General features: G+C 39.4%; 21 protein-coding genes and 1 pseudogene. 10 read left to right on the top strand and 12 right to left on the bottom strand.

The window, feature by feature from the left end:
• Positions 1-38: 38 nt before the first annotated feature.
• The 7 genes from H5079_RS10890 to H5079_RS10860 all read right to left on the bottom strand — a co-directional run bounded on the left by H5079_RS10890 (position 39) and on the right by H5079_RS10860 (position 7,213).
• Complete coding sequence (locus H5079_RS10890; protein WP_182684093.1) at positions 39-458, bottom strand: group 1 truncated hemoglobin; 420 nt, start codon at positions 456-458, stop codon at positions 39-41.
• The gene (locus H5079_RS10885) at positions 458-1,291 is read right to left on the bottom strand and encodes a DUF3034 family protein (protein WP_182684092.1); all 834 of its coding nucleotides are present in this window, start codon (positions 1,289-1,291) and stop codon (positions 458-460) included. The genes H5079_RS10890 and H5079_RS10885 overlap by 1 nt, the downstream gene beginning before the upstream one ends.
• The gene (locus H5079_RS10880) at positions 1,278-3,593 is read right to left on the bottom strand and encodes an EAL domain-containing protein (RefSeq protein ID WP_182684091.1); all 2,316 of its coding nucleotides are present in this window, start codon (positions 3,591-3,593) and stop codon (positions 1,278-1,280) included. Before H5079_RS10880 ends, H5079_RS10885 begins: the two co-directional genes overlap by 14 nt.
• A complete protein-coding gene (locus H5079_RS10875; protein WP_182679146.1) occupies positions 3,586-4,263 on the bottom strand; it encodes a methylamine utilization protein in 678 nt (225 codons plus the stop codon). The genes H5079_RS10880 and H5079_RS10875 overlap by 8 nt, the downstream gene beginning before the upstream one ends.
• Positions 4,264-4,384: 121 nt before the next feature.
• Positions 4,385-5,488, bottom strand: coding sequence for a phosphoribosylaminoimidazolesuccinocarboxamide synthase (locus tag H5079_RS10870; protein WP_182684090.1), 1,104 nt, complete (start codon positions 5,486-5,488; stop codon positions 4,385-4,387).
• A 149-nt stretch (positions 5,489-5,637) separates the two neighbouring features.
• Positions 5,638-6,933 (bottom strand): type II toxin-antitoxin system HipA family toxin, encoded by a 1,296-nt coding sequence (locus tag H5079_RS10865; protein ID WP_011327163.1) that lies wholly within the window; start codon positions 6,931-6,933, stop codon positions 5,638-5,640.
• A complete protein-coding gene (locus tag H5079_RS10860; protein WP_041454642.1) occupies positions 6,923-7,213 on the bottom strand; it encodes a helix-turn-helix transcriptional regulator in 291 nt (96 codons plus the stop codon). The genes H5079_RS10865 and H5079_RS10860 overlap by 11 nt, the downstream gene beginning before the upstream one ends.
• 360 nt (positions 7,214-7,573) lie before the next feature.
• Between H5079_RS10860 and H5079_RS10855 the strand changes: the two genes are divergently transcribed.
• The 3 genes from H5079_RS10855 to H5079_RS10845 are packed head-to-tail and all read left to right on the top strand — an operon-like array spanning position 7,574 to position 10,016.
• Positions 7,574-8,260: an ABC transporter ATP-binding protein gene (locus H5079_RS10855; protein WP_182684089.1), complete on the top strand. Its 687-nt coding sequence runs from the start codon at positions 7,574-7,576 to the stop codon at positions 8,258-8,260.
• Complete coding sequence (locus H5079_RS10850) at positions 8,257-9,504, top strand: ABC transporter permease (RefSeq protein WP_179807851.1); 1,248 nt, start codon at positions 8,257-8,259, stop codon at positions 9,502-9,504. The genes H5079_RS10855 and H5079_RS10850 overlap by 4 nt, the downstream gene beginning before the upstream one ends.
• Before the next feature lie 11 nt (positions 9,505-9,515).
• Positions 9,516-10,016: a DUF3299 domain-containing protein gene (locus H5079_RS10845; protein WP_086996534.1), complete on the top strand. Its 501-nt coding sequence runs from the start codon at positions 9,516-9,518 to the stop codon at positions 10,014-10,016.
• 183 nt (positions 10,017-10,199) lie between these two features.
• On the opposite strand, the gene H5079_RS10840 is transcribed toward H5079_RS10845, so the two are convergent.
• The 3 genes from H5079_RS10840 to H5079_RS10830 form a co-directional block, all read right to left on the bottom strand.
• Entirely contained in the window at positions 10,200-10,547 is a 348-nt protein-coding gene (locus H5079_RS10840) for a four helix bundle protein (RefSeq protein ID WP_182684106.1), read from the bottom strand.
• A gap of 148 nt (positions 10,548-10,695) precedes the next feature.
• Positions 10,696-11,505: a bifunctional DNA-formamidopyrimidine glycosylase/DNA-(apurinic or apyrimidinic site) lyase gene (mutM, locus tag H5079_RS10835; protein WP_182684088.1), complete on the bottom strand. Its 810-nt coding sequence runs from the start codon at positions 11,503-11,505 to the stop codon at positions 10,696-10,698.
• Positions 11,506-11,530: 25 nt separating this feature from the next.
• Positions 11,531-12,037: a hypothetical protein gene (locus H5079_RS10830; protein WP_182684087.1), complete on the bottom strand. Its 507-nt coding sequence runs from the start codon at positions 12,035-12,037 to the stop codon at positions 11,531-11,533.
• 119 nt (positions 12,038-12,156) lie between these two features.
• Here H5079_RS10830 and H5079_RS10825 point away from each other — a divergent pair, with 119 nt between their 5' ends.
• Positions 12,157-13,083 carry a manganese-dependent inorganic pyrophosphatase gene (locus H5079_RS10825; protein WP_182684086.1) on the top strand — a complete coding sequence of 309 codons (927 nt, stop codon included), beginning with the start codon at positions 12,157-12,159 and terminating at the stop codon, positions 13,081-13,083.
• Positions 13,084-13,316: 233 nt separating this feature from the next.
• Here H5079_RS10825 and H5079_RS10820 read toward each other — a convergent pair whose 3' ends face one another.
• Positions 13,317-14,483 (bottom strand): nucleotide sugar dehydrogenase, encoded by a 1,167-nt coding sequence (locus H5079_RS10820; protein ID WP_182679281.1) that lies wholly within the window; start codon positions 14,481-14,483, stop codon positions 13,317-13,319.
• Between the two features lie 344 nt (positions 14,484-14,827).
• Here H5079_RS10820 and H5079_RS10815 point away from each other — a divergent pair, with 344 nt between their 5' ends.
• Positions 14,828-16,195, top strand: coding sequence for an MBL fold metallo-hydrolase RNA specificity domain-containing protein (locus tag H5079_RS10815; protein ID WP_404936207.1), 1,368 nt, complete (start codon positions 14,828-14,830; stop codon positions 16,193-16,195).
• Positions 16,196-16,562: 367 nt separating this feature from the next.
• A complete protein-coding gene (locus tag H5079_RS10810; protein ID WP_182684084.1) occupies positions 16,563-17,930 on the top strand; it encodes an MFS transporter in 1,368 nt (455 codons plus the stop codon).
• Between the two features lie 680 nt (positions 17,931-18,610).
• Here the strand turns inward: H5079_RS10810 and H5079_RS18450 are convergent.
• A pseudogene (locus H5079_RS18450) lies at positions 18,611-18,788 on the bottom strand (IS3 family transposase); the annotation flags it as partial.
• Positions 18,789-18,864: 76 nt separating this feature from the next.
• Here H5079_RS18450 and H5079_RS10805 point away from each other — a divergent pair.
• From H5079_RS10805 to H5079_RS10790, 4 genes are read left to right on the top strand one after another with little or no spacing between them, the layout of a single operon-like run.
• On the top strand, positions 18,865-19,740 hold the full coding sequence (locus tag H5079_RS10805; protein ID WP_182684083.1) for a YafY family protein: 876 nt from the start codon (positions 18,865-18,867) through the stop codon (positions 19,738-19,740).
• A 32-nt stretch (positions 19,741-19,772) separates the two neighbouring features.
• Positions 19,773-20,846 (top strand): hypothetical protein, encoded by a 1,074-nt coding sequence (locus H5079_RS10800; RefSeq protein ID WP_182684082.1) that lies wholly within the window; start codon positions 19,773-19,775, stop codon positions 20,844-20,846.
• 14 nt (positions 20,847-20,860) lie between these two features.
• Positions 20,861-21,265 (top strand): hypothetical protein, encoded by a 405-nt coding sequence (locus H5079_RS10795; RefSeq protein WP_182684081.1) that lies wholly within the window; start codon positions 20,861-20,863, stop codon positions 21,263-21,265.
• Positions 21,266-21,268: 3 nt separating this feature from the next.
• Positions 21,269-22,195, top strand: a complete 927-nt coding sequence (locus tag H5079_RS10790) for a DNA repair protein (protein ID WP_182684080.1) — start codon at positions 21,269-21,271, stop codon at positions 22,193-22,195.
• Positions 22,196-22,205: the final 10 nt, after the last annotated feature.

Genomic DNA, 22,205 nt, shown 5'->3' with positions numbered 1-22,205 from the left:
TTAAAAGTGAACAGCTGAGCGCTGCCACTTTACAGCTCTTAAATCTTTATTATTTCACTGCGCAGTGGTGCCATTTTCGATATTATTTTATTTTGTACTGGATGGGGAATATTTTGCTCATCCATCGCATTAATTAGCAGATCGACTACATGATTAAAATCTTTTTCATTAATATTCATGCCGGTATGAATAGCAACCATAGAGTCGCCTTTATACTCACACGGGCCGTTTGTTAGCGCGCATAAGTGGCTTATAAAGCCTTGGCGAAAATGAGTAATGTTACTGTGCTCAAAATAGTGAAACACTTGCCTGTCATTACCAATTTGATAAATAAAGCTATCCACTAGTTTTTCTATGCCGGCATTACCATTTATTTGCTGATACAAACTCTGTTTAGGCTTGCTGCTACAGCCAGCTAATACACTTGTAGCCAATAAAAATAGTATAAAAATTCTCATTACCAATATCCTGTCACCGATAAGTACCAACCGGTTTGATCGCTTGTTCCAGCTATACTGCCTAAATCTAAGTAGGCGGCGGTTACGCTTATATGTTTATTTGGCATCCAAGCTACAAACACATCTTTCCAATCTTGCTCGCCTAATCCTAGGTTATTTGTTTTTTGACGATACTCAACACCTAACGCGACTTCACGGCTTAAAAATATCGCTGTGCTTGCCTCAAATAACAATTTATTGCTGGCATTATTGCCGCCATAACCCAGTAACCCTAGTTGGTTGGCTTTGCTGTAACGGGTGGTCACGTTCCAAAACCAGTTGTATCCTGCAATAGCACCTAAGTGTAATTTACTTGCCGCTAAGTAAAAGTCGGTGCCGCTGGTGCTTTCTGCACCCACTAGCTTTGCAACCGTGCCATCGTCTAACGACTTATGCTGCATACCTAAACTTACTTGTGGCCAATTACTGTAAACAATGTCGCCATATAAACGAACTTTAGCACCAGTTATCGACTGCTCTATTTGCGTACTCAGCGCGGGTACATCAAACTCTTGCTGCGCATAGCTAAGCTCAACGCGATTAAACAAATTAAGCTGTGCGCCACATACATCTAACGTATAGTCGGTTACATCTGCACGGCTACAAAAACCATTAACCGAAACCTCATCCTCACTGGCATACCCAGCAAGTTGCGCCCACGGAACAAGGCCACCTCCACCAGCGCCCTCAACTTGAGACACCCCAGGAGTAGCTAATAATTTACCGCTACTCGCAGCAGCAATAAAACTGGCTGTGAGTAATACCCCCGCCATAAAACACTTAATGTACGCCATCGTATTCCTCTAACCACTGCTCTAATAGCTCAGCTTTTAATGGTCGACTTAAATAATAACCTTGTGCGTGATCGCATTGCATCTGCTTAAGTAATGTTAAGGTTCCTACAGTTTCTACTCCTTCGGCAACTACCGAAAACCCTAATTGATGCCCTAAAGTAATACTCGACTGCACAATAAATTGATCTTTTTGCGACTCATCAAGCTTTAAAATAAAGCACTTATCTAATTTAAGCTCATCAATTGGCAGCATTTTTAAACGCCCTAACGATGTTTGCCCTACGCCATAATCATCAAGCGATATTTTTACCCCAATAGCTTTTAAGTTTTCGAGGGCAATTATGCCTTTTTCTTCATTTTCGATCATATCGCGCTCGGTGAGCTCAATGGTGATCAACGCAGGGTTAACCTTATGCTTTTTTAAAGTACGTACTAATGACGAATGAAACCCCGCAAACGCAATATCTTGTGCCGATACATTGATAGCCGCTTGTAAATGTATGCCTTTTTGCTGCCAAGCGGCAACTTGTGCAATAACGGTATTAACCACCCAGGCAGTGAGCTCAACAATTAATCCCGACTGTTCGGCTAAATCAATAAACACCTCAGGCGACACCCAACTACCATCTTTACGCTGCCAGCGAATTAAAGACTCTACCTTATCAACCTTTTGTATTTTCATATTTAGTTTTGGCTGATAGGTCATAAATAACTGGCCGTCATCATCGCTTATAGCTTGCTTAAGTTCATCAAGCATAACTAAGCGCTCTAAATGCGCTTCGTCTTCGCCTTGTTGATAGTAATGAATATTTTGATGATGACTAGTTGCGCTATCTACCGCTATAAGTACTCGGCGAATTAGATCCTCAGCTTGTTCACCGTGTAGCGGATATTGCACCACACCCACACTAAAGCGTAAGTTTATTTTTAAGTTTTGAATGGTGTAACCCGCTTGGAGCTGCGCCATTAAAGCAATAATACCGCGTTTAAATTCGCTCACTGCCCCCGCCGGAAACACGGTTAAAAACTCATCGCCACCAATACGCGCATGAAAGCCACCCAACTCATCTGAGAATTCACTAATACGCTTTGCCACCGCCTTTAAACAATCATCGCCAATACGTGGCCCTAACTTATCGTTTATATGCCGCAAGCCTTTAATATCGATAGCAACTAGCGTGTGTTCTGTGCTTTTATTTAATTGTTTGGCTAGCATTTCTAGCATAGCCGAGCGGTTATAAAAGCCAGTTAGCGTATCATGGCGAGCCTGATAGCTAATTTGCTGTTCACGCTTATTTATATCACTCCCCATGTGATGAAAAGCATCCATAAGGGTAGTTATTTCACAGCTTTGTTTGCTGCCTTTAAATTCAAAATTATAATTACCCTTTGCAAATTGCTTAGCCACCACGGCCAATTGCGACAGTGGTGTAGTTAAATTATTTGCTAATAAACTACTGGTTACTACCCCAACAATTAAAGTAAGTATGGCAAGTATCATAAGCGTAATAAATAGCTGTTCAAAATCGCGATAGCTTTGGGTTAAATCGGCACTGAGTAAAATTATTACCGGGTGTGCTTGCAGTGCAGGCAGCTCAATTTCACGATTTTTATACACTAAATAATCACCAAAAAAGCGCGACGTCGTTTTGCTATTAAAATAATTAACTGGTTGCAAGTTTGCTGGAGGGGCTACCAATGAGGTTTTTACTAAGCTATCTGCGCTCGCTATAAAGCTTACTTCCATACCTGTTAGGCTTTTAAGCTCTGAAGCTACATCACTGGTTATTTTAAAACCCACTAAACTGTAAGCTATGGTGCGCGGGGTTTTAACTGGCAGTAAAATAACCTGATACAGCTGGCCATTTAATACCACAAAACTAGAGCGCTCCGCGGTAGTTAATAACTCACTCATTAAAGGCTGCAGATTATCGGTAAAGTTGTCCTCATCATCATTGGTTGATATTAACTGCCCCGACAAATCTAACAGCAGCATTAAATCGGCATTTATACGCTGGCTATGATTGTATAAAACACTGCTTATAGTAGCAGCGTCACGCGTGGCAACCGCTTGTTTAAAGCCAAAATCGGAGGTGAGTACTTTAGCGGCAGTTAATAGTAGGTTTTCTTTCGAGTTTAAATATTGTTTATAAACATTTTGTGCCACGCTTATGTCTTGATTGACTTTTTCTTCTTGAAACTTACTTGTAGACCACCAAAAGCTCAGCAAACTAACCACAGTGGTTAATAACACCAAGCCTACACATAAAATGGTTATACGGTTTCGCAAATTGTTAGTCATTACCGCCCTTAAACTGACTGCCAAAGGTGTTACGTGGTGCTGGCGAGGAAGTATTTATGGTTATAGGTAAAATAGCTTGTGGCTCTATATTCATCATTTTTTTATTTTCTAAAGGCGCAGTTTGCAACGCATGCCAAATACTTATTTGCAAAGGCTGCGTAGTAACAGGCAAACTTACAACTCCGTTTTTATCGGTTTTATAAACTTGCTCACTCTTAGCCACATAGATATAACCCACCATAGAATCATGAATATTACAGCCTAGTACCACAACACCTTGAGTGTCAAAAATAATTGGCTCTTTGGGTTGCCCTGAGTAGAGTTTTAATTGAAAAGATTTAGCGCTTGAAAACGAATACACGTTATGGCGAATATTATCGCTATTAGGAAAGTTAACTAATTGCCCTTGCTGCACAATAAGTAGCTCAGGTAAAAACTGCTTATTTACCTGATCCATTACCGCAACGGGGAGCTTTTTAACACTTGGATTTGTAGGCTTAAAAGCAGTGTTTGCTTGGCCTATTTCAACAACGGCATTAGGTAACACCATACCGTGTTGATCTTTTATTACTAAATCAATATTTGCGCTAATAGCAGCGTGACTAAAAAGCACACTTAAAGCGAATAAATAACGTTTTTTTGCAAAAACTTGCAATGCTCGTTCAAACATAACCATACTCAAATATTAATTTTAAGTTCAGTTAATTAGAGACGAGCACCAATTGCAAGAAATATAGTTCAGTCACTAAAAATAAACATTTTAGCATTCATTTTTTAGCACTTTAGTCGTGTTATTTTATAATTAATCCATAATCGGCATCTAAAATAGCAATTACTTCTTGACGCGGATCAGCAGGAATAACAATCTCTTTGCCCACTATTTTACTGGCAATGCCCACGTAGGTATTTGACACTTCAAGCATTACTGACTCAGGTAAAATGTAATTTTTAGCTAGCTGCTCACGCTCATCCATGCGGTCTTTATTAAGTAGTACGTCGCTCTCTGGCACGTTATTAATTAACAGCTGACGAAAACCTTCCTTTGAGTTTTCAACAATCTTGCCATCTTTATAAGATGCTTCATCCCAAATACGCGATGAATCAGGCGTGCCTACTTCATCAATATAAATAAGCTGCTCTGCGCCATTTATATCTTCTACATAGCCAAATTCAAATTTGGTATCTACAAATATTTGCCCAAGCTTAGCCAGCTCGCCACTTATTAGCTCAAAACCTTCCACTAATAACTTTTCGTATTGGGCTACATCATCTGCCGTTCTAAAGTTAAATACGCTTAGGTTATTAGTAATATTGCTACGCGTTATATTTACATCATCAACTGGGGGAATATCTGCCACACCAGTAATAATGCCTTTGGTAGAGGGAGTAATTAATACTTTATCGAGCTTTTGATTAGCTGTTAAACCTTCTGGTAAATTAATACCACAAAAGTCTCGTACACCTTTAGCGTAGTCGCGCCACATGCTGCCTGTAATATATTGGCGGGCAATGGCTTCTACTTTTACCGTACTGGCTTTGCGTACAATCCAAACATACGGATGCGGAATATCAACAATGTGATTACCCGCAAGTCCTGCTTCATCAAATAACTTAAACCAATGCGCAGCCACCGAGTTTAACGCTATGCCTTTACCTGGCACGCCATTTAAGCCATTTTCGCCTTGCCAAATACAATCAAAAGCTGAAATTCTGTCGGAAATAACCATAATTGCCAGCTCAGTATCGGCTGGTACTTTATAGCCCTTTTCGCTAATTAAACGTTTGCTGTCTGCGTCGGTTAGCCAATAAACCGAGCGTACTTTACCACTGTGTACGTCACCTTTGGTACGAATAGGTAAATCATCGTTTACGTCTAAAACTTTATAGCTAGTCATGCTATCTCCGGGGTTAGGCATGCTCAAAGAGCAAAGTATGGGATTGGGGTTATAAGCCACACATAATAATCCAGAGTCATAAAAAGCTCAATCGCTTTGGCTAATGAGCCGGTTTTAGCTAGTGATTTACTATTTAGGTTTAAGGATTATTAAAGACTCCCGCATAACTGTTTATTTATGCGGTAAGTATTATCAAGTTGTTGTTCAATCAATTGAATAGTCTGTTTATTTACCTCAAATGTTTTAGCTGTGTCTTTAAAGCTAAAAACAATGTCTGCAATTTCAGAGATTATAATCTGAACTTGTTTCCAATTTGCATACCCAGCCGCAGAGGCTAACTTTTGAATTGCTTTTATTGGAGGGTTTTTCCCATATCCTGCAAACGAAGTTGCATGCTCATTAAACGGATGAGGACTAAAAGTAACATCGTAAAAAGGAGCTAGGTTCCACTCGCCAGAGTCTTCTTGAAGAAATGCCCAGTTTTTTGAATGATCATCTTGATTACAACTAAACAAATTGAATATAGCTCGGCGAAACTGTAACTGCCCAGCAGCAGGAGACTTGCATAAAACACGACTAGCTTTAATTAAATCTTCATAATCTAATGTGGGTGCACGAAAGTCAGCATCCAATAAACCACATGCGCTGTGCATCTGTTTACGGCCCATTTTATTGCTTGGTAATTTAAATCTATCAAATCGCTTTAATGCCAGCCATTGTTTTGCTCCAGTGCCTTCAGGTGCATTTACCAAAAGTCTTTCAGGTGGGCTTAATTTAGCTTTATCTGCTAACTCCAAATACACAGCTTCGCACAATCCTTCTTCATGGCCTAAAGACAAATTTTTGGATGTAAATTTTATCAGCCATGCATCATCACCAATTTTAGGCTGAGTTCTACATTCTTCTATATTATGTTCAGGAAAATATACTTGAGCTTTAGGACGTGCACCACCAGAGCTACCAGCTGCAACCAATGCCGAAAGTACTGTTTCTGTTTGCCCATCAAAAATGGCTTGAGCTTGTTGGCCTAATTCAGCTAGACCTGGCTCCTCTTCACTTGGAATATTATAATTAGCCTCTGGTGTAAAAGATAATGCCCCCATAGCAGAATGGCCAACAAACGATAATCGGTCCATTGCAGTAACGAAGTTTGGCATTATATTATTTTGTCTAAAAACACGGTCCTGAAGTAATGATCCCCAACCATCAGGCAAACAATCAGAAAAAACTCCATGAAGCCCATTGTGTGGGCTTTTAGGTGCTAATTGCACATCCCTATTAAAGGACAATGAAAATGGTGAAAGGTTGCTATATTGATCTAAGTAGTTTTGATCAAATTGAAAATAAACACCCTGCCGATTTTGAGCAAGCACACCAACAAGTAATTCTGTGGAATCAGATAGCGTACGTTTAACTTCTAGTTTATTTATTGGTTTAAAGACCATTTTTCAAAACCTGCTCTATAGACGTTGGTGCATCTTTACTTTGAGGAAGATCTTTTGTTAAATCATATAAACGAGTTAAGTCGTCTAATGATTGCCACAAAAGTAATAGCTGCCTAAATGAAATGAGTCCCGTAACTTCAAATTTTTTTATTGTAGAAGCCGGTACGGTACTTTTCTTAGCTAAAGCTTCTCGAGACAATTTAGCTTTTTTTCGAAGCGCTTGTAAATGTGCTGCAAAAGCAAGTTGCACATCGCCTTCACTTAATAATAAATAATTGATAACTGTAGCCCTAAAAACACAATTAGACACCACCATACCCAAAAAAAACTAAAAAAAAAGAAAAAAGACATCATAGTGTCCAATTATTTGTATTAAGTTAATATACTTCGATTCTCAAATGCAAATGATTCCTTAGCTATTGGGTTTATTAATATCACTGTATTGCTTTTCATTTACTCTCTTTCATACCCATTATATGAATGCTTATATTTTAAGCCATGCGTAAAGGGTTTGATTAGCTCAATGCTTGGCTAATATTAAGCTGGCCGCTGAAATATAACCACTGAACGCGCCCCTCCTTCCTTTCCCTTTTATTATCGCTTAACATCACAACTATAAATGTTTAACTATTAAGTTGTTATGATCACACTTTCTAAGCTGTTATTTAAATGGCATAAAAATGCAGTTAGCCCCACGCTTAATATTAACCAGCTGAACATTAAGCAAGGCGAGCATGTGTTTTTACATGGACCAAGTGGCTGTGGTAAGTCGACCTTACTGGCATTATTAGCGGGTATTAATACCGCCACCAGCGGTGAAGTAAGTATTTTAAATAAAAACTTAAACAGCCTAAGTAATACTCAGCGCGATGTATTTAGAGCGGATCATATTGGTTATATTTTTCAAAATTTTAATTTGCTCCCCTATTTAACGCCGCTGGAAAACGTAAGCTTGGGTTGCCAGTTTTCAAAGCAGCGCCAACAACGGGCGCTGCAGCAATCACACTGCTTAACCGCAGAGTCCGCAAGATTGCTTAATGCCTTAGGGTTAGCGCAACATTTACATCATCAAGATGTGGGTAAATTAAGCATTGGCCAGCAACAACGTGTGGCTGCCGCGCGTGCATTTATTGGCAGCCCAGAGTTAATTATTGCCGACGAGCCCACATCGGCGCTCGACACCAACAACCGCCAAAGCTTTATAAAACTGCTGTTTGAGCAAGCTAAGCACGCCAACAGTACTTTAGTATTTGTTAGCCACGACGAAAGTTTGCAACCACTTTTTAATCGCAGCATCGATTTAGTTAATTTGCAGGCAGCATCATGATCTTAATTAAACTCGCCTATAAAAGCCTATTAAACCGTCGTAGTAGCGTGCTGTTAACCTTACTTACCATCGCCATTAGCGTCATGTTACTGCTAAGCATTGAACGGGTACGCATAGACGCAAAAAGCAGTTTTAGTAATACTATTTCGGGCACCGATTTAATTGTCGGTGCGCGCACTGGCGATATTCAATTGCTGCTCTCGTCCGTATTTCGAATAGGCCACACTAACAATGGTGTGAGTTGGCAAAGTTATGAATACATAACCGGACAACGCGGCGTAAAGTGGAGCATTCCAATAAGCCTTGGCGACAGCCACAAAGGCCAAGCAGTATTAGGCACCACCCTTGATTACTTTAATTATTATCGGTTTGGCAAAAAGCAGCCACTGAGCTTTAAGCAAGGCCACGCATTTAACACGATTAACCAAGTCGTGCTGGGGAGTGAGGTAGCGAGTAAATTAAACTATAAACTGGGCGACAGCATTGTTATATCTCATGGTATGGGCAGCACTAGTTTTCATCATCATGATGACAACCCGTTTAAAGTGGTCGGTATTTTAAATGCCACCGGCACACCAGTAGATAAAACGCTGCATATACCGCTGGCCGCTATCGATTTAATCCATGGTGGCCATAGTGCAGAGCATGACGAACATGAGCACGAGGAACATAGCAACTTAGTTGGCCACCCAAAACAAATTACTGCGTTTTTAATGGGCTTTAACTCACCACTTTACACGCTGCAAATTAGGCGCAATATAAACCAATATAAAAAAGAAGCACTGCTGGGTATTATGCCCACAGTAACGCTAAAAGAGTTATGGGAAATGCTCGCTATTGTTGAAAAAATACTGCTGCTATTTTCTGTTGTGGTAGTCATTATTAGCTTGCTTGGCATGTTAACCACGCTCCTAGCTAATCTTAATCAGCGCCGCAGAGAGCTTGCCATATTACGCTCAGTAGGCGCTCGGCCATGGCAGCTATTTACGCTCATTAGCATAGAGTCACTGCTTACCACTTTACTCGGCTGCATAGTTGGGTGTGTATTATTTTATGCGCTGATGTTTTTTGGCGCAGGTTACTTACAAAGTCACGCTGGTATTAGCATTAATATTGCCATGCTCTCTTACTATGAACTCACACTTATAGGCGTTATTATGATTGCAGGATTTATTATTGGTTTAATTCCCGCAACTCGCGCTTACTTTTACTCGCTCAGCGATGGCATGAGTATAAAAATATAACTAGGACAATCATGACGTTTTTAAAAACAATTTTTCAATACATCGCCTTGGTAAGCTTAATGCTAACCAGCTTTGTTAGTAGTGCAAATCCACCCAAAGAAATTTTTTGGGAAGACCTAATTCCACAAGGTCATATGCAAATAAACACCCAAGCGCAAGCTAACCACGAAGGCAGTGAACAAAACTGGGTTCAACCAGATCTAAACGCACCTGTAGTAAAAGCACTTGATGGTAAATCGGTAAGCCTACCGGGCTTTGTAGTACCACTTGAAGGCGACAGTGAAGTAATTACCGAATTTTTACTGGTTCCTTATTTTGGCGCCTGCATACACGTACCGCCGCCGCCGCCAAATCAAATAGTACATGTAACCATTAAAGGCGGAGTCCCCATCGACAGCCTATACGACGCCATAGTAGTGACTGGTGTAATTAGCACCCAAACATGGTCAGGCGAAATAGCCCAAGTAGGCTACACAATGAAAGCCGTAGGCGTAGCTCCGTTTGAGCTTTAAAGTCAGGTGTCAGGTGTCAGGTGTCAGGTGTCAGCAAAATGATAAAAATACCACTCTGATAAGTGTGTACTTATTCCACGTTTTTGAATTAAATAAACGCAGTAGTAAATTGCTCGCGCGCATCTAACTTAAACTCAGAGCTTGGCTTTAGCTCTCTCTAAACTAAAGCCACTTTTGTCATCTTCAAATTCGAGTTTTAATTTTAGATATCAAGCTTGTCAGCATTTTTGATAACTCAAAGGTTTCGTTTAACCAAGCCCGACCAACATCCGATTCTATATAATTTATATCTATGGCAATATAAATTTGTGTTCGAGCTTCAGCTAACGAAGAACGCGCAATATCTAAAAAGCGAACTTTTTCTTTATCACTATCTCGCGTCATTCCTTCTGCTATATTACTAGGGACAGATAAGCCTGATCGCGTTAATTGCTCCCTAAAGCCAAAGTCTTTTTTCAATGTTGGGTTTTTATAAATATCTGCACTTAAACGGGTAGAGCGTTTCCAAACATCTAAGTTTTCAAAATTCATCATTCTGACACCCTTGTACAGATACTTTGATTAAATTAGCTTAGTTTTTAATTAACAAAATACAAATATTTAAAACTAACACCTCCCCCCTGAAACCTTGTTTTTATCTCTACCTGACACCTGACACCTGATACCTATAACCTGCCCTTCACTTCTGACACTTCCCACAAAACACAGTACTTCTTTGCCCTAACCTAACTTCTTGTAATTCGCTTTTACACACCAAGCAAGGTTGCCCTTTGCGACCGTACACTAAAAGTTGCTGAGCAAAGTAACCCGGTTTCCCATCGCTTTGGGCAAAATCTTTTAAGGTGGTGCCACCTTGGGTTATTGCTGCGGCTAGCGTGTCTTTAATTATAGGGATAAGCGCTTCAAAACTTTTCAGTGATACTTTACCGGCTTCGCGGCGAGGGTCTATTCCTGCTTTAAATAATGATTCGTTAGCGTAAATATTACCGACCCCTACGACAATAGCGTTATTCATTATAAATTGTTTTACCGGCACTTTTTTATTGCGTGATTGCTGATATACCTGTTTCGCAAAAAATTCGTCCGTAAGCGGCTCAGGCCCAAGCTTTGCCAGTAACTTATGAACTGAGCCCGGCGCTTGCCATAGGCAACAACCAAAGCGGCGCGGATCGTTTAAGCGCAGCGCTTTACCGTTAGCAAAAATAAATTCTATATGATCGTGTTTTTTAAGTGGCTCGTTAGCACTTACTACGCGTAAATTTCCCGACATACCTAAATGCAAAATAGTAGCGCCTAACTCACAATGCAATAACAAATACTTTGCACGGCGCTCAACGCCCGTTACGGTTAAACCCGTTAACTGATATACATCGTCAGGTACCGGCCAACGCATGCTGCCATTATGAATATTTACCTTAGTAACAACTTGGTTTAAAACATGCGGGGTTATGCCCATGCGGCTTACTTCTACCTCTGGTAATTCAGGCATTTATACACTCACTTTATTATAAAGATTATTGTTCGCTCGGGGTTGAGCTAGGAAACAACTGTTTAACTACGGCTAAATCAAGCGCAAATACACGCTGACTATTTTTTTCGAGTAAATAATACTGGCCATCGCCCTTGTAAAGTAAATACACCCAAGGTAATGGTTCGCCCGCCAGTTCAAGGGTAGCTACCGAGAGTGGTGCATTAGGATTAAACACAACTGACTCATGAACCGACATAAGCTGAGCACTTTGCCATAAGTTAACCAGTTCGCCTAGCTGCTGCTCCGTACCTTGCCAAGTAAGCGGCACATCGGTTTGTAATGCGGTTGTACGCCAGCTTGTGCCTATACGTTCAATTTTTTGATCAACAAAACTCAACGTTAATACAAAACTTTGTATTGGTAACACTGGTTGCAGTACCGGCTCGTTATTACTACCACCAATATCTTTGTGCCAACCATTTAAAAAGAAGATCATAATCAACATCGAAAAAATAATAACGTTGTTCCAACCTTTACGGCTTAATTGCATGCTCGATGTTCCTAATTAGCTCAATAGTTTAAAGTGTAACCAAAACTTAATTACACTGTCTATATGTTAAATCCACTATACTTTGTTAGAATACGCGCAAATTTTTAGGAGTTTCATCAATGTCAATGTATGTAGTAGGCCATAAAATCCCAGATTCAGATTCAATATGCGGCGCAATTGCACTCGCTTATTTAAAAAACCAAATTAATGAACCAGCCATTCCAACGCGTCTTGGTGAAGTTTCACCAGAAACTCAGTTTATTCTTGATAAATTTGGTTTCGAAGCGCCAGAGCTAAAGCTTAGCTACGCCGGCGAAGATGTGTATATTGTTGACCACACAGAAAAAACCCAAGCACCCGATGATATAGACCAAGCTCGCATAGTCGGCGTGGTAGATCACCATAAGCTTGGCGACCTAACCTCATCAGCACCACTAGAGTGCTGGATCCGCCCTGTAGGTTGTTCAAACACCATAATTAAAATGATGTACGATTTTTACAATGTAGAAATCCCTAAAAACATCGCCGGTATTATGATGTGTGCTATTTTAAGCGACACCGTTATTTTTAAATCGCCAACGTGCACTACCGCTGATATTAAATGTGTTGAAGCGCTAGCAGAAATAGCTGGTATTGACGATCCTAAAGAGCTCGGCATGGAGATGTTTCGCGTTAAATCGGCAGTTGCCGACACGCCTATACGCGACCTGGTTATGCGCGACTTTAAAGACTTTAACATGAACGGCAACCTAGTAGGTATAGGCCAGCTAGAAGTGATCGACCTTGCAGTATTTGACGATATTAAAGCTGATTTAGCGACCGATATCGCCAAGCTTAAAACTGAAGGTAACCGCCACTCAGTATTTTTACTGCTTACCGACATCATGAAAGAAGGCTCAGAAATGCTAATTGCATCAGACGACGCAAACCTAGTAGAGCAAGCTTATGGTGAAAAACCAGCAGACGGAAAAGTATGGCTAGACGGCGTACTGAGCCGTAAAAAGCAAGTAGTACCACCACTACAAGACGCTTTTCAAAAAGTATAATGTAAGCAGATACTAGAGGTCAGCAATCAGACTTCAAAAAAACACCGCGTTTATTTAAACGCGGTGTTTTTGTTTAAAATCGTAGTAATCAAATGTTATAAAGTCACACTATCAAACACTACTCTGCTCTTTATTTATGACTAAAACCTGACCACTGCCCTTGAACCTTTAGCTGGCTCTTTCAACTCTTATTTCTGCCTGACCACTTGCTACCTGCTATCTGCTATTTACTTTCAATCACTACCAAATAAATCGCGTGTGTATACTTTATCTGTAATATCACTCAACTCTTCAACCATACGGTTAGAAACAACTACATCAGATATTTGTTTAAATTCATTTAAGTTTCTAATAACGCGAGAGTTATAAAAAACATCTTCTTTAAGCTCTGGCTCATACACCACCATTTGCACATTACTGGCTGCAATTCGCTTCATGATCCCTTGAATAGCAGACGCTCTAAAGTTATCAGATCCCGTTTTCATAACGAGCCTGTAAATTCCAACGACTTTAGGATTTCGTTTAATAATTGAATCCGCTATAAAATTTTTACGTGTGGTATTGGCATCAACAATAGCGCAAATCATATTGTTGGGTATGTCTTTATAATTTGCTAATAACTGCTTGGTATCTTTTGGCAAACAATAGCCACCATAGCCAAACGATGGATTGTTATAATGATTACCAATGCGAGGGTCAAGTCCAACCCCTTGTATAATTTGTTTACTATTTAATCCATGCGCTTCGGCATACGTATCAAGTTCGTTAAAATATGCGACCCGCATTGCAAGATAGGTATTTGAAAATAATTTAATGGCTTCAGCTTCGGTCGACTCAGTAAACAACACTGCTATATCTTGTTTAATCGCCCCTTGCTTAAGTAAATTAGCAAATACAGCAGCACGCTCACTTTGCTCACCAACCACAATGCGTGATGGGTGTAGGTTATCGTAAAGCGCCTTACCTTCACGTAAAAATTCAGGAGAAAATATAATATTGTCTACGCCCAGCTGCGCTTTCATCCGCTGCGTAAAACGCACTGGCACTGTCGATTTAACAATTATTACCGCGTGAGGATTATAAGCCAAAGCGTCGTTTATCACGGCCTCAACAGAGCTGGTATTAAAATTATGAGTGTGGGTATCGTAATCGGTAGGGGTCGCTATAATAATAAAGTCAGCGTTGCAGTACGCCATGCTTTTATTAGTTGTTGCAGTAAAATTTATATCATCTCGTTGTAAATATTCACTTATATGAAAATCGACTATCGGCGATTGCTTATTATTTAAAAGGGCTATTTTTTGCTCATCTATATCAAGTGCTATAACCTCGTTATGCTGGGCTAGTAACATGGCGTTCGACAAACCAACATAACCAGTACCTACAACTGTTACCTTCATATTCATCCCTAATATTTAAAATATTCTATATCAGCTAAAAGTATAGTTAAGGCTAAATTATAGGCAAATTGAAAAGTGCAAAAAACACACTAGCAACACACTCTGCCCTTATTTTTATTTCTAACTGAAAACTAATCGCAACCCATTACCTACCCTTGCATTTAAACTAATTAAAACTAAGCTGTTACAAACAATACGTTAAAACACTTAAAAGCTGCTTTCATCTTTAATTGAAAGTTACGGCTAAAAGTAGATCACCGCCCTTTTTAAGCATACAAGGACGAACAATGAAAATACTGCATCATGGGGCTGTTAATGGCGTTACCGGTTCGTGCCATGAACTAGTGATAAATAACAGCACATCAATACTCATTGATTGTGGACTATTTCAGGGGGAGGATTCAAAAACTGATTTAGCTATTGGGTTTGATATAACTAATGTTACGGCATTAATTGTTACTCATTGCCATATTGATCATGTGGGGCGCATACCGTATTTATTGGCTGCGGGATTTAAAGGGCCTATTTACACCACTAAAGCGTCGGCCAGTTTATTACCACTGGTAATAGAAGATGCATTAAAAGTAGGGGTAACACGCGATCCTAAAATAATTGCAGCCTGTTTAAGCTTATTAGCTAGGCGCATTGTTGCGGTTGATTTTAAAACCTGGTTTAACTTACCTATCAATCCAAGCGTTAGTAATGCTGAAAATACCCAAACAGCCAAAGCACGGTTTCAGCGAGCCGGGCACATTTTAGGTTCAGCCTATGTTGAAATTGACATTCTTGAGAACAAAAGCACTAAAACCACTTCTAACAACACACAAGGTAAAAGTACGCATCGCGTGGTGTTTTCTGGCGATCTAGGCGCGCCCTATACTCCCCTATTACCCACACCTAAGCCGCCGTATAAAGCCGACACTCTAGTCATTGAATCGACCTATGGCGATAAAAACCATCAAGGGCGTAAAGAGCGTACTCAAACATTAAAAAAAGTAATCGAAGGTGCGGTTGCCGATAACGGCGTAGTACTCGTGCCCGCGTTTAGTATAGGTCGCACCCAAGAGCTACTTTACGAACTAGAGCAGTTAATTCACAGCGCACCTAAAAACTCACCATGGCACAGCATACACGTAATACTAGACTCCCCCATGGCGGCAAATTTTACTGAGCAGTACAGAAATTTTAAACATTTATGGGACGCTGAAGCCAAACGCAAAGTTGCCAAAGGCCGCCACCCGCTCGACTTTAAAAACCTAACCACAATCGACACTCATAAAGAGCATGTGGCCATTATTAACTACTTAGCCACTCGCCAAACCCCCGCCATTATTTTAGCCGCCAGCGGCATGTGCACCGGCGGGCGCATTGTAAATTACCTAGCGCGTTTTTTAAGTGACAAAACCACCGACATACTGTTTGTAGGCTATCAAGGACGCGGCACATTAGGGCATGATATACAAACCTATGGCCCTCGTAACGGCTATGTATTTGTAAACGACACTCGCATTATCATAAACGCCAAAGTACACACTATAAGCGGCTACAGCGCCCACGCAGATCAAAATGGGTTAATAAAATTTGTAACCGGCATGCGTAAAAAGCCCAACCATATAAAAATAGTGCATGGCGATGATGATGCGAAAAATGCGCTCGCAAATAAATATCGCGAAATTTTAGGAGAAAAAACATTCGTGGAAATCGCTAAATAATAAAAATTAACCATAGGTAAATGAAGTCTTAGTACACAGTGTGTAAAGCTGCCATTTCGTTCAATTATCCACAATGAAAACTTTTATTAAACAGCATTTAATATTGAACATTTTAATTTTCAAATCATAAAGATCTTCCTCCCTTTTTTAGTCATAATGCGTAGCACATATAAGCGCTGTCGCTTTCTCTGGAATGATACTCTGAGCCAGATGCAAGTATGCCAACCTGGTAAATAATCACCTGTTTGGGGGAATCACGCAATTATACTGACCTAAAGTCATTGCTTCGCTCTCAACGACATCAAAGCCTTTACAAGCAAATATCTACACGTATCATTTTTAAGACTAGTAAATAAAAGGACTCTTCTTGTTTAAACTTCCCTCGACTACCATTGCACTTATTATCGTTTGTAGCGGCTCTATCATAGGGCCACTTGGCATGGCAGGCGTTAACATAGCGATCCCAAATCTCGCTGAAGATTTAAATGCGAGCGCGAAAATGATCGCGTGGATGCCCACCTTGTATTTACTCAGTAGCGTCATGTTTATGCTACCGTGCGGAAAAATAGCAGACAACTATGGCCGCAAACGCGTATATGCTTCTGGTTTAGCCTTAAATGCGCTGGCCTCGCTTATGTGTGCGCTGGCAACATCGATTGAGTGGGTGCTTTTTTGGCGCTTTATACAAGGAGCCGCAGGCGCCATGATTTTTGGTATCGGCGTTGCCATCATAACCTCTGTCACACCTGATAATAAACGAGGGATGGCACTGGGCACCTCTGCGGCATGTGTGTATATAGGGCTCAGCGCAGCCCCGGCAATGGGTGGTTGGCTTACTGAAATGTGGGGATGGCGCGCCGTGTTTTACTCGCAGATCCCACTGGTACTTATGCTGCTCATTACCATTAAATTGTTTTTACAGGGTGAGTGGAAAAACGATAAAAAATCACCGTTTGACTGGTGGGGCACCGTTATCTTCTCGCTTTTCGCACTGTGCTTAGTATTAGGGTTAAGTGATTTACCACGTATGTCAGGCTGGCTTTTAACATTACTTTCAATCACCTTTTTGATGTTATTTATTGTTCATCAAAGTCGCAGCCGGCGGCCACTCATTAGGGTACAAATGTTTTTAGAAAGCCGTGTATTTAGCCTCTCACTGTCTACGTCATTTTTAATGTATGCCAGTAACTTTTCACTGGCCTTTTTGTTAAGTTTATACTTGCAATACATTAAAGGATTAAGCCCCGCACATGCTGGGAAAATAGTATTACTCCAAGCCGTTTCAATGGCTATCATGGCGCCACTGGCAGGTAAATTTGCCGATAAAATACAACCACGCTTACTTGCCACATTAGGCTGTATCATTGTTATGATTGGCTTTTTTCTACTATCACAGCTGTCGGTTAGTTCAAGTACAACCTATATTAGCGGCTCACTGCTATTATTGGGCATTGGCTTTGGCTTATTTTCGACCCCAAATAACAATGCCATTATGGGCGCAGTAGATAAAAGCGAGCTAGGTGTCGCATCTTCTTCAATGAATTTGTCACGCACGATTGGTAATTTATTTGGTATGAGCTTAATCAACTTAATTGTGCAGTATTACCTTGGAGACAGTACTTTTTCAGCGCAAAATAGCCCCGCATTAATGAGTACCGTTTCATTGGCGTTTAAAATGTCTTTAGGATTTGTGATCCTCGCAAGCTGTATTTCTGCACTGCGTGGCCGGGCTTAAATTGTGTTTAAAATAATTTAAAGTATGTATAAATACTAAATTCAGCAGAGCGGCATACTCATACGATCTAGGCTACTTTTTTGTGTAGAAACAAGCGACTTTCCTACGGAGAGGGTATTTCCCTGGCTGCTTTTAAAAGTTCATCCCCCCCCCTTTAGAGGATCGCCCTACATAACATCTTTTCAAACACTTTATAAGCATCCACCTTACTGCCATATGCTCATTTGTTCTTTTCGTCATTCCCCATGTAAACACGATGGCGTGCAAGTGCAGAGTTATAATAATGCACTAGCTCCCTTATTACCCCCCTACATTTAGCCTAACAACTTGGTAACAACATCCATACTTGTAACTGTTTACTGCGCCATATTGCCTCATAATTCGTGTAGGCAATGGCGACATTTCAGCCCATAGATGCGGATTAATAGACTCATGTTCTTCATCCGTCCACTTCTCAGCCTTGAGGAGCATATTGGCTTAACGAATTCACCTCACTCCCCGTTGTCAGCGAGTTACATCACCTTATTAGCATACAATAAGTCACTGCCGCTCAGACTCAGCCACCTGCACAACCTGACAGCGCCATAAACAAGCTAGCTCTTGCCATTTCGTTTATGAATTTCAAATAGACTCGTGGTTCATTTAAGCACTCCATGCTAATGCTGAACTCCGATCACACTATACGTAACATCACCGCACCACACGCTATCTGGCCCAACAACATCAAACTGCCTATCAAGTAGACTGGGATTTCAAGGTGCTCTTTATCGCCGCATTTATATAAATGTGAGGTACTTGGCAGCTTCCTAGCTTTAATTTAATCATTAGCTTAGCAGCACGATAACGACTTATTTTAAAATTATTCTAATCAGGTCTTTAAAACCTTGCACGAATGATGTACTTTGAAATTTATAAATTACAAGGATGTAGTGATTTGAATTCTTCCACAGAAGTTAAGCTTGCAGAGCGACTCGCAAGTATTATGACCAAATTAAACGATGCAAAAACGATTAGCATTACTTCACTTGCAAAAGAGTTTAATGAAAGCATTCGTACGCTCCAATGCGACTTAAATGAGCGCCTGAGTTTATTGCCTATGCTTGAAAGTAAAGGACAATACAGCTTATCCCCTTCAGCGCTAGGTAGACTTTCACCAAAGGTTCTACGTCACTTCGCAGTTATATCAGGTATTGAAGCGCTTTATCCAAGCTTAGATACCAGCTTCATTTGTTCAATTTTATCTAAAGCGATTAATAACCCATTTATTATTAAAGGCCACTGTCATGAGCCAAAGCATAAAGTTGAATCCAATCTAAATAAACTTGAAATAATCATTGAGCACAAAAAGTGTATTAGCTTTAGCTATAAAGACAAACAATACACGAGCATTCACCCATATCGATTAGTTAACAACAAGGGGGTTTGGTACTTAGCTGCGCTAGATAACAATACCTTAAAAACATTTCATCTATCTGAAGTCAATCACATTTTAGAGCAACGTGAATCATTTACTCTGCAGCAAAATATACTCTCTGCAATAGAGGAAGATGAAGGAGTATTTTTTAGTGAAACTAAATTTGAAGTTATTCTAAAAATTAGTGCCAACGTTGCAGGTTACTTTACTCGACGCCAATTGCTACCAGAGCAAGAAATAACAAAAACATGTGATGATAGTAGCCTGGTTATAACCTCCATGGTCGCACACGAAAAACAGATTCTACCAACTATTAAATATTGGTTACCCCACGTCGTAGTTATTTCACCATTAAGTTTGAATGACAAGCTACGTGTAGATACCAAAACTACTTAAATCAATCATAATTTTAAAAAACAGAGGCTTATATGGAAATTAATTTGATGTATGTATTTATTGCAACTGTGGCGCAAGGTTTAATCTTGCTCATATTGCTGGGGATACTTTTAAACAAAACTAAACAGATGAACACAAGTATTTCTGAGAAAAGCTCGAAAGACTATAATAGCTTATTAAAAGCGCTAAATGACCTATCTGCATCAACTAATTTGCGCATTGATGACGTTATTAATAAGCAAACTGAAAGCTTAAAAGCTAACACAGATTTACAAAAATTAATTATAGATAACTTTAACGAAACTCTTTTCAATTATAAGAAACAGTTTATAGATCTGACTGAAAGAAGTGCAAATGATTTCGAATCTTATAAACAATTTTTAGTTGACGCAACTCAACACATTTCAACTTCTATAAGCCATTTTTCTGACGAGCAAAGCAACCTACGCAATGAAAACAAAGCACTAAGCAAAGAAATAAAACTACTGCTTACTTCTAATTTAGAAGTTATTGAAACTAGCTCAGCTAAATATTTTACGGCACTAAACCAAGGACAAAAAGATAATAGTGTATCAACTCAGAAACAAGCCAGTGAAATATACGAGCACTTATCAAACAAAGTCGGTTCGCTAAGCAGAGAGTTAGATAAAGAATTAAAAGCTCAATCATTTAAAACTAAACAAGAAAGGACATCTGCTTTTGAGCAATTATCTAGTTTGATTCAAACTATCAGAGTAGAGAATTTAAGTGAAATTACTAGCAACATAGCTAAACAAAAAAACTTAAAGATCGATACTTCTGACTTTGAAAAGTATTTAGGTGACTGCAAAGTTGTACAGATGACAGACAAAAATACAGGACAAATTACTCGCTTTAATTATGAAAAAGGGATTAAACGGAGTAGTGACACTTTAGCCGGTGATGTATTGAAATATCGAATGCTTTTCGATAAAGAAGGAAAAATTTCAAAAGGCGTTGAATTTAATGATAAGGGAGAAATTACCTTTGAATATGAATATGACAAAGCTGGCGAGATAAATAAACGCAATGAATACATTTATAGCACTACAACCAAAACCCCTAAAAAAATAGAAAAAGTATACTAAATCTGGAGCCGACAATGTATCTAAGTGAATTATCAATTGGTGAGAAAAAGAATTTTCTAGAATTAGCCTACTACGCAATGGGGTTAAACGGTGAATTAAAAGAGGAGGAAAAAGAAATATTTCAGTCATTTGTTTATGAATGTGAATTGCCAAAGTACTCTCTTGAAAAGCAAGAAAGAATAGATTCAGTAATAAAAGTTTTAGCTAAATCAGAAACACGTAATAAGCGCATTCTACTCATTGAGCTTTTTGGTATTTTATTAGCCGATGGTGAAGTATGTGATGCAGAAGCACAATACATGGATAAAATTGGTTTAGCCTTTGATATAGATAATTATGAAATCAGAAAAATTCAACGCTGGGTTGAAGCCATGACAGATCTGGTTAATGAAGGTTACAACATATTGAATAAGGGGTAATGTATGGGCTGGGGAAGCAAACTATGGAGCGCAGCAAAAAATGTTTATCGCAAAACGGTTGAAACGGTATCTGAAATAGTTACAACGGTAAAAGAGAAGTGCTCTAAAGCATGGGGAGCCGTAACTGGTAAAACAACTTTTGAAAAAGCAGAAAAGCTTTATGCTGAAATAACCGAAAAATATGATAAAGCAAAGTTCGAGTACGAGAAAGCTGTCAAAGAAATTAGTGATGATATTAAAGACAAAGTGAGCACTATTAATTCGTTCAAAGCAGATATTTATAATATTCAATTTAAACGTTTTACCACTATGGCTAACAGACTCACAAATGTCACAGTCAAAGGGCAACCATTTGAAGAGCTCTTTGATGATGGGATATTAGAAGTTAAAAAGAAAACCGGAGGACGTAATAAGAATGAATTATTCCTGATCGACTTTAATAATATGAGTTTTATTGCAGCTGCAGGACATATATTAACGTTGGGGATTTTTTCAAGAAAAGCAGCAAAGCAATCATTGCTGCAAGTTCAAGAAGAAGAAAAGCGCATTGATGAAGAAATCATCAAAATGACAGCACACAAGAAGCAGCTAAAAGTGGTCGCTACATCAATTGATACTGTTGTTGAGTACTTTAATGTATTAATTAAAAACTATAGCAAGTTGCTTGATCGTTTTGAATATGGCATTCAGACACAGCGCTTTAAACAGCAATCTAATTCCGACCATTTATTTACACTTAAGTTAGATTTTAGGCTTATTCCTATCGTTCATATTGAAGAGTTTCAAGCCCTGTTTAATCTTTCTATTGTTTTAAAGGAAATGGCTATTTTAGGGTATATCAGCGATACAGGTGAAGTGGTTAAAAATGACAAAAGTGCAGCTGAGAAATTATTCAAAAAGACTGAGTCAATTCAAGTCTTAGCAGCATAAAATGGAGTAG

It is taken from the genome of Pseudoalteromonas sp. SG44-5 (genome assembly GCF_014164175.1).
Lineage (GTDB): Bacteria > Pseudomonadota > Gammaproteobacteria > Enterobacterales > Alteromonadaceae > Pseudoalteromonas > Pseudoalteromonas nigrifaciens.
This window is presented reverse-complemented; position numbering and strand designations above follow the sequence as displayed.

What these genes read in the sequence shown, in the direction of transcription:
- H5079_RS10890 (WP_182684093.1), bottom strand. Translation starts at nt 458, where the DNA reads ATGAGAATTTTTATACTATTTTTATTGGCTACAAGTGTATTAGCTGGC.
- H5079_RS10885 (WP_182684092.1), bottom strand. Translation starts at nt 1,291, where the DNA reads ATGGCGTACATTAAGTGTTTTATGGCGGGGGTATTACTCACAGCCAGT.
- H5079_RS10880 (WP_182684091.1), bottom strand. Translation starts at nt 3,593, where the DNA reads ATGACTAACAATTTGCGAAACCGTATAACCATTTTATGTGTAGGCTTG.
- H5079_RS10875 (WP_182679146.1), bottom strand. Translation starts at nt 4,263, where the DNA reads ATGTTTGAACGAGCATTGCAAGTTTTTGCAAAAAAACGTTATTTATTC.
- H5079_RS10870 (WP_182684090.1), bottom strand. Translation starts at nt 5,488, where the DNA reads ATGACTAGCTATAAAGTTTTAGACGTAAACGATGATTTACCTATTCGT.
- H5079_RS10865 (WP_011327163.1), bottom strand. Translation starts at nt 6,933, where the DNA reads ATGGTCTTTAAACCAATAAATAAACTAGAAGTTAAACGTACGCTATCT.
- H5079_RS10855 (WP_182684089.1), top strand. Translation starts at nt 7,574, where the DNA reads ATGATCACACTTTCTAAGCTGTTATTTAAATGGCATAAAAATGCAGTT.
- H5079_RS10850 (WP_179807851.1), top strand. Translation starts at nt 8,257, where the DNA reads ATGATCTTAATTAAACTCGCCTATAAAAGCCTATTAAACCGTCGTAGT.
- H5079_RS10845 (WP_086996534.1), top strand. Translation starts at nt 9,516, where the DNA reads ATGACGTTTTTAAAAACAATTTTTCAATACATCGCCTTGGTAAGCTTA.
- H5079_RS10840 (WP_182684106.1), bottom strand. Translation starts at nt 10,547, where the DNA reads ATGAATTTTGAAAACTTAGATGTTTGGAAACGCTCTACCCGTTTAAGT.
- mutM (WP_182684088.1), bottom strand. Translation starts at nt 11,505, where the DNA reads ATGCCTGAATTACCAGAGGTAGAAGTAAGCCGCATGGGCATAACCCCG.
- H5079_RS10830 (WP_182684087.1), bottom strand. Translation starts at nt 12,037, where the DNA reads ATGCAATTAAGCCGTAAAGGTTGGAACAACGTTATTATTTTTTCGATG.
- H5079_RS10825 (WP_182684086.1), top strand. Translation starts at nt 12,157, where the DNA reads ATGTCAATGTATGTAGTAGGCCATAAAATCCCAGATTCAGATTCAATA.
- H5079_RS10820 (WP_182679281.1), bottom strand. Translation starts at nt 14,483, where the DNA reads ATGAAGGTAACAGTTGTAGGTACTGGTTATGTTGGTTTGTCGAACGCC.
- H5079_RS10800 (WP_182684082.1), top strand. Translation starts at nt 19,773, where the DNA reads ATGGAAATTAATTTGATGTATGTATTTATTGCAACTGTGGCGCAAGGT.
- H5079_RS10795 (WP_182684081.1), top strand. Translation starts at nt 20,861, where the DNA reads ATGTATCTAAGTGAATTATCAATTGGTGAGAAAAAGAATTTTCTAGAA.
- H5079_RS10790 (WP_182684080.1), top strand. Translation starts at nt 21,269, where the DNA reads ATGGGCTGGGGAAGCAAACTATGGAGCGCAGCAAAAAATGTTTATCGC.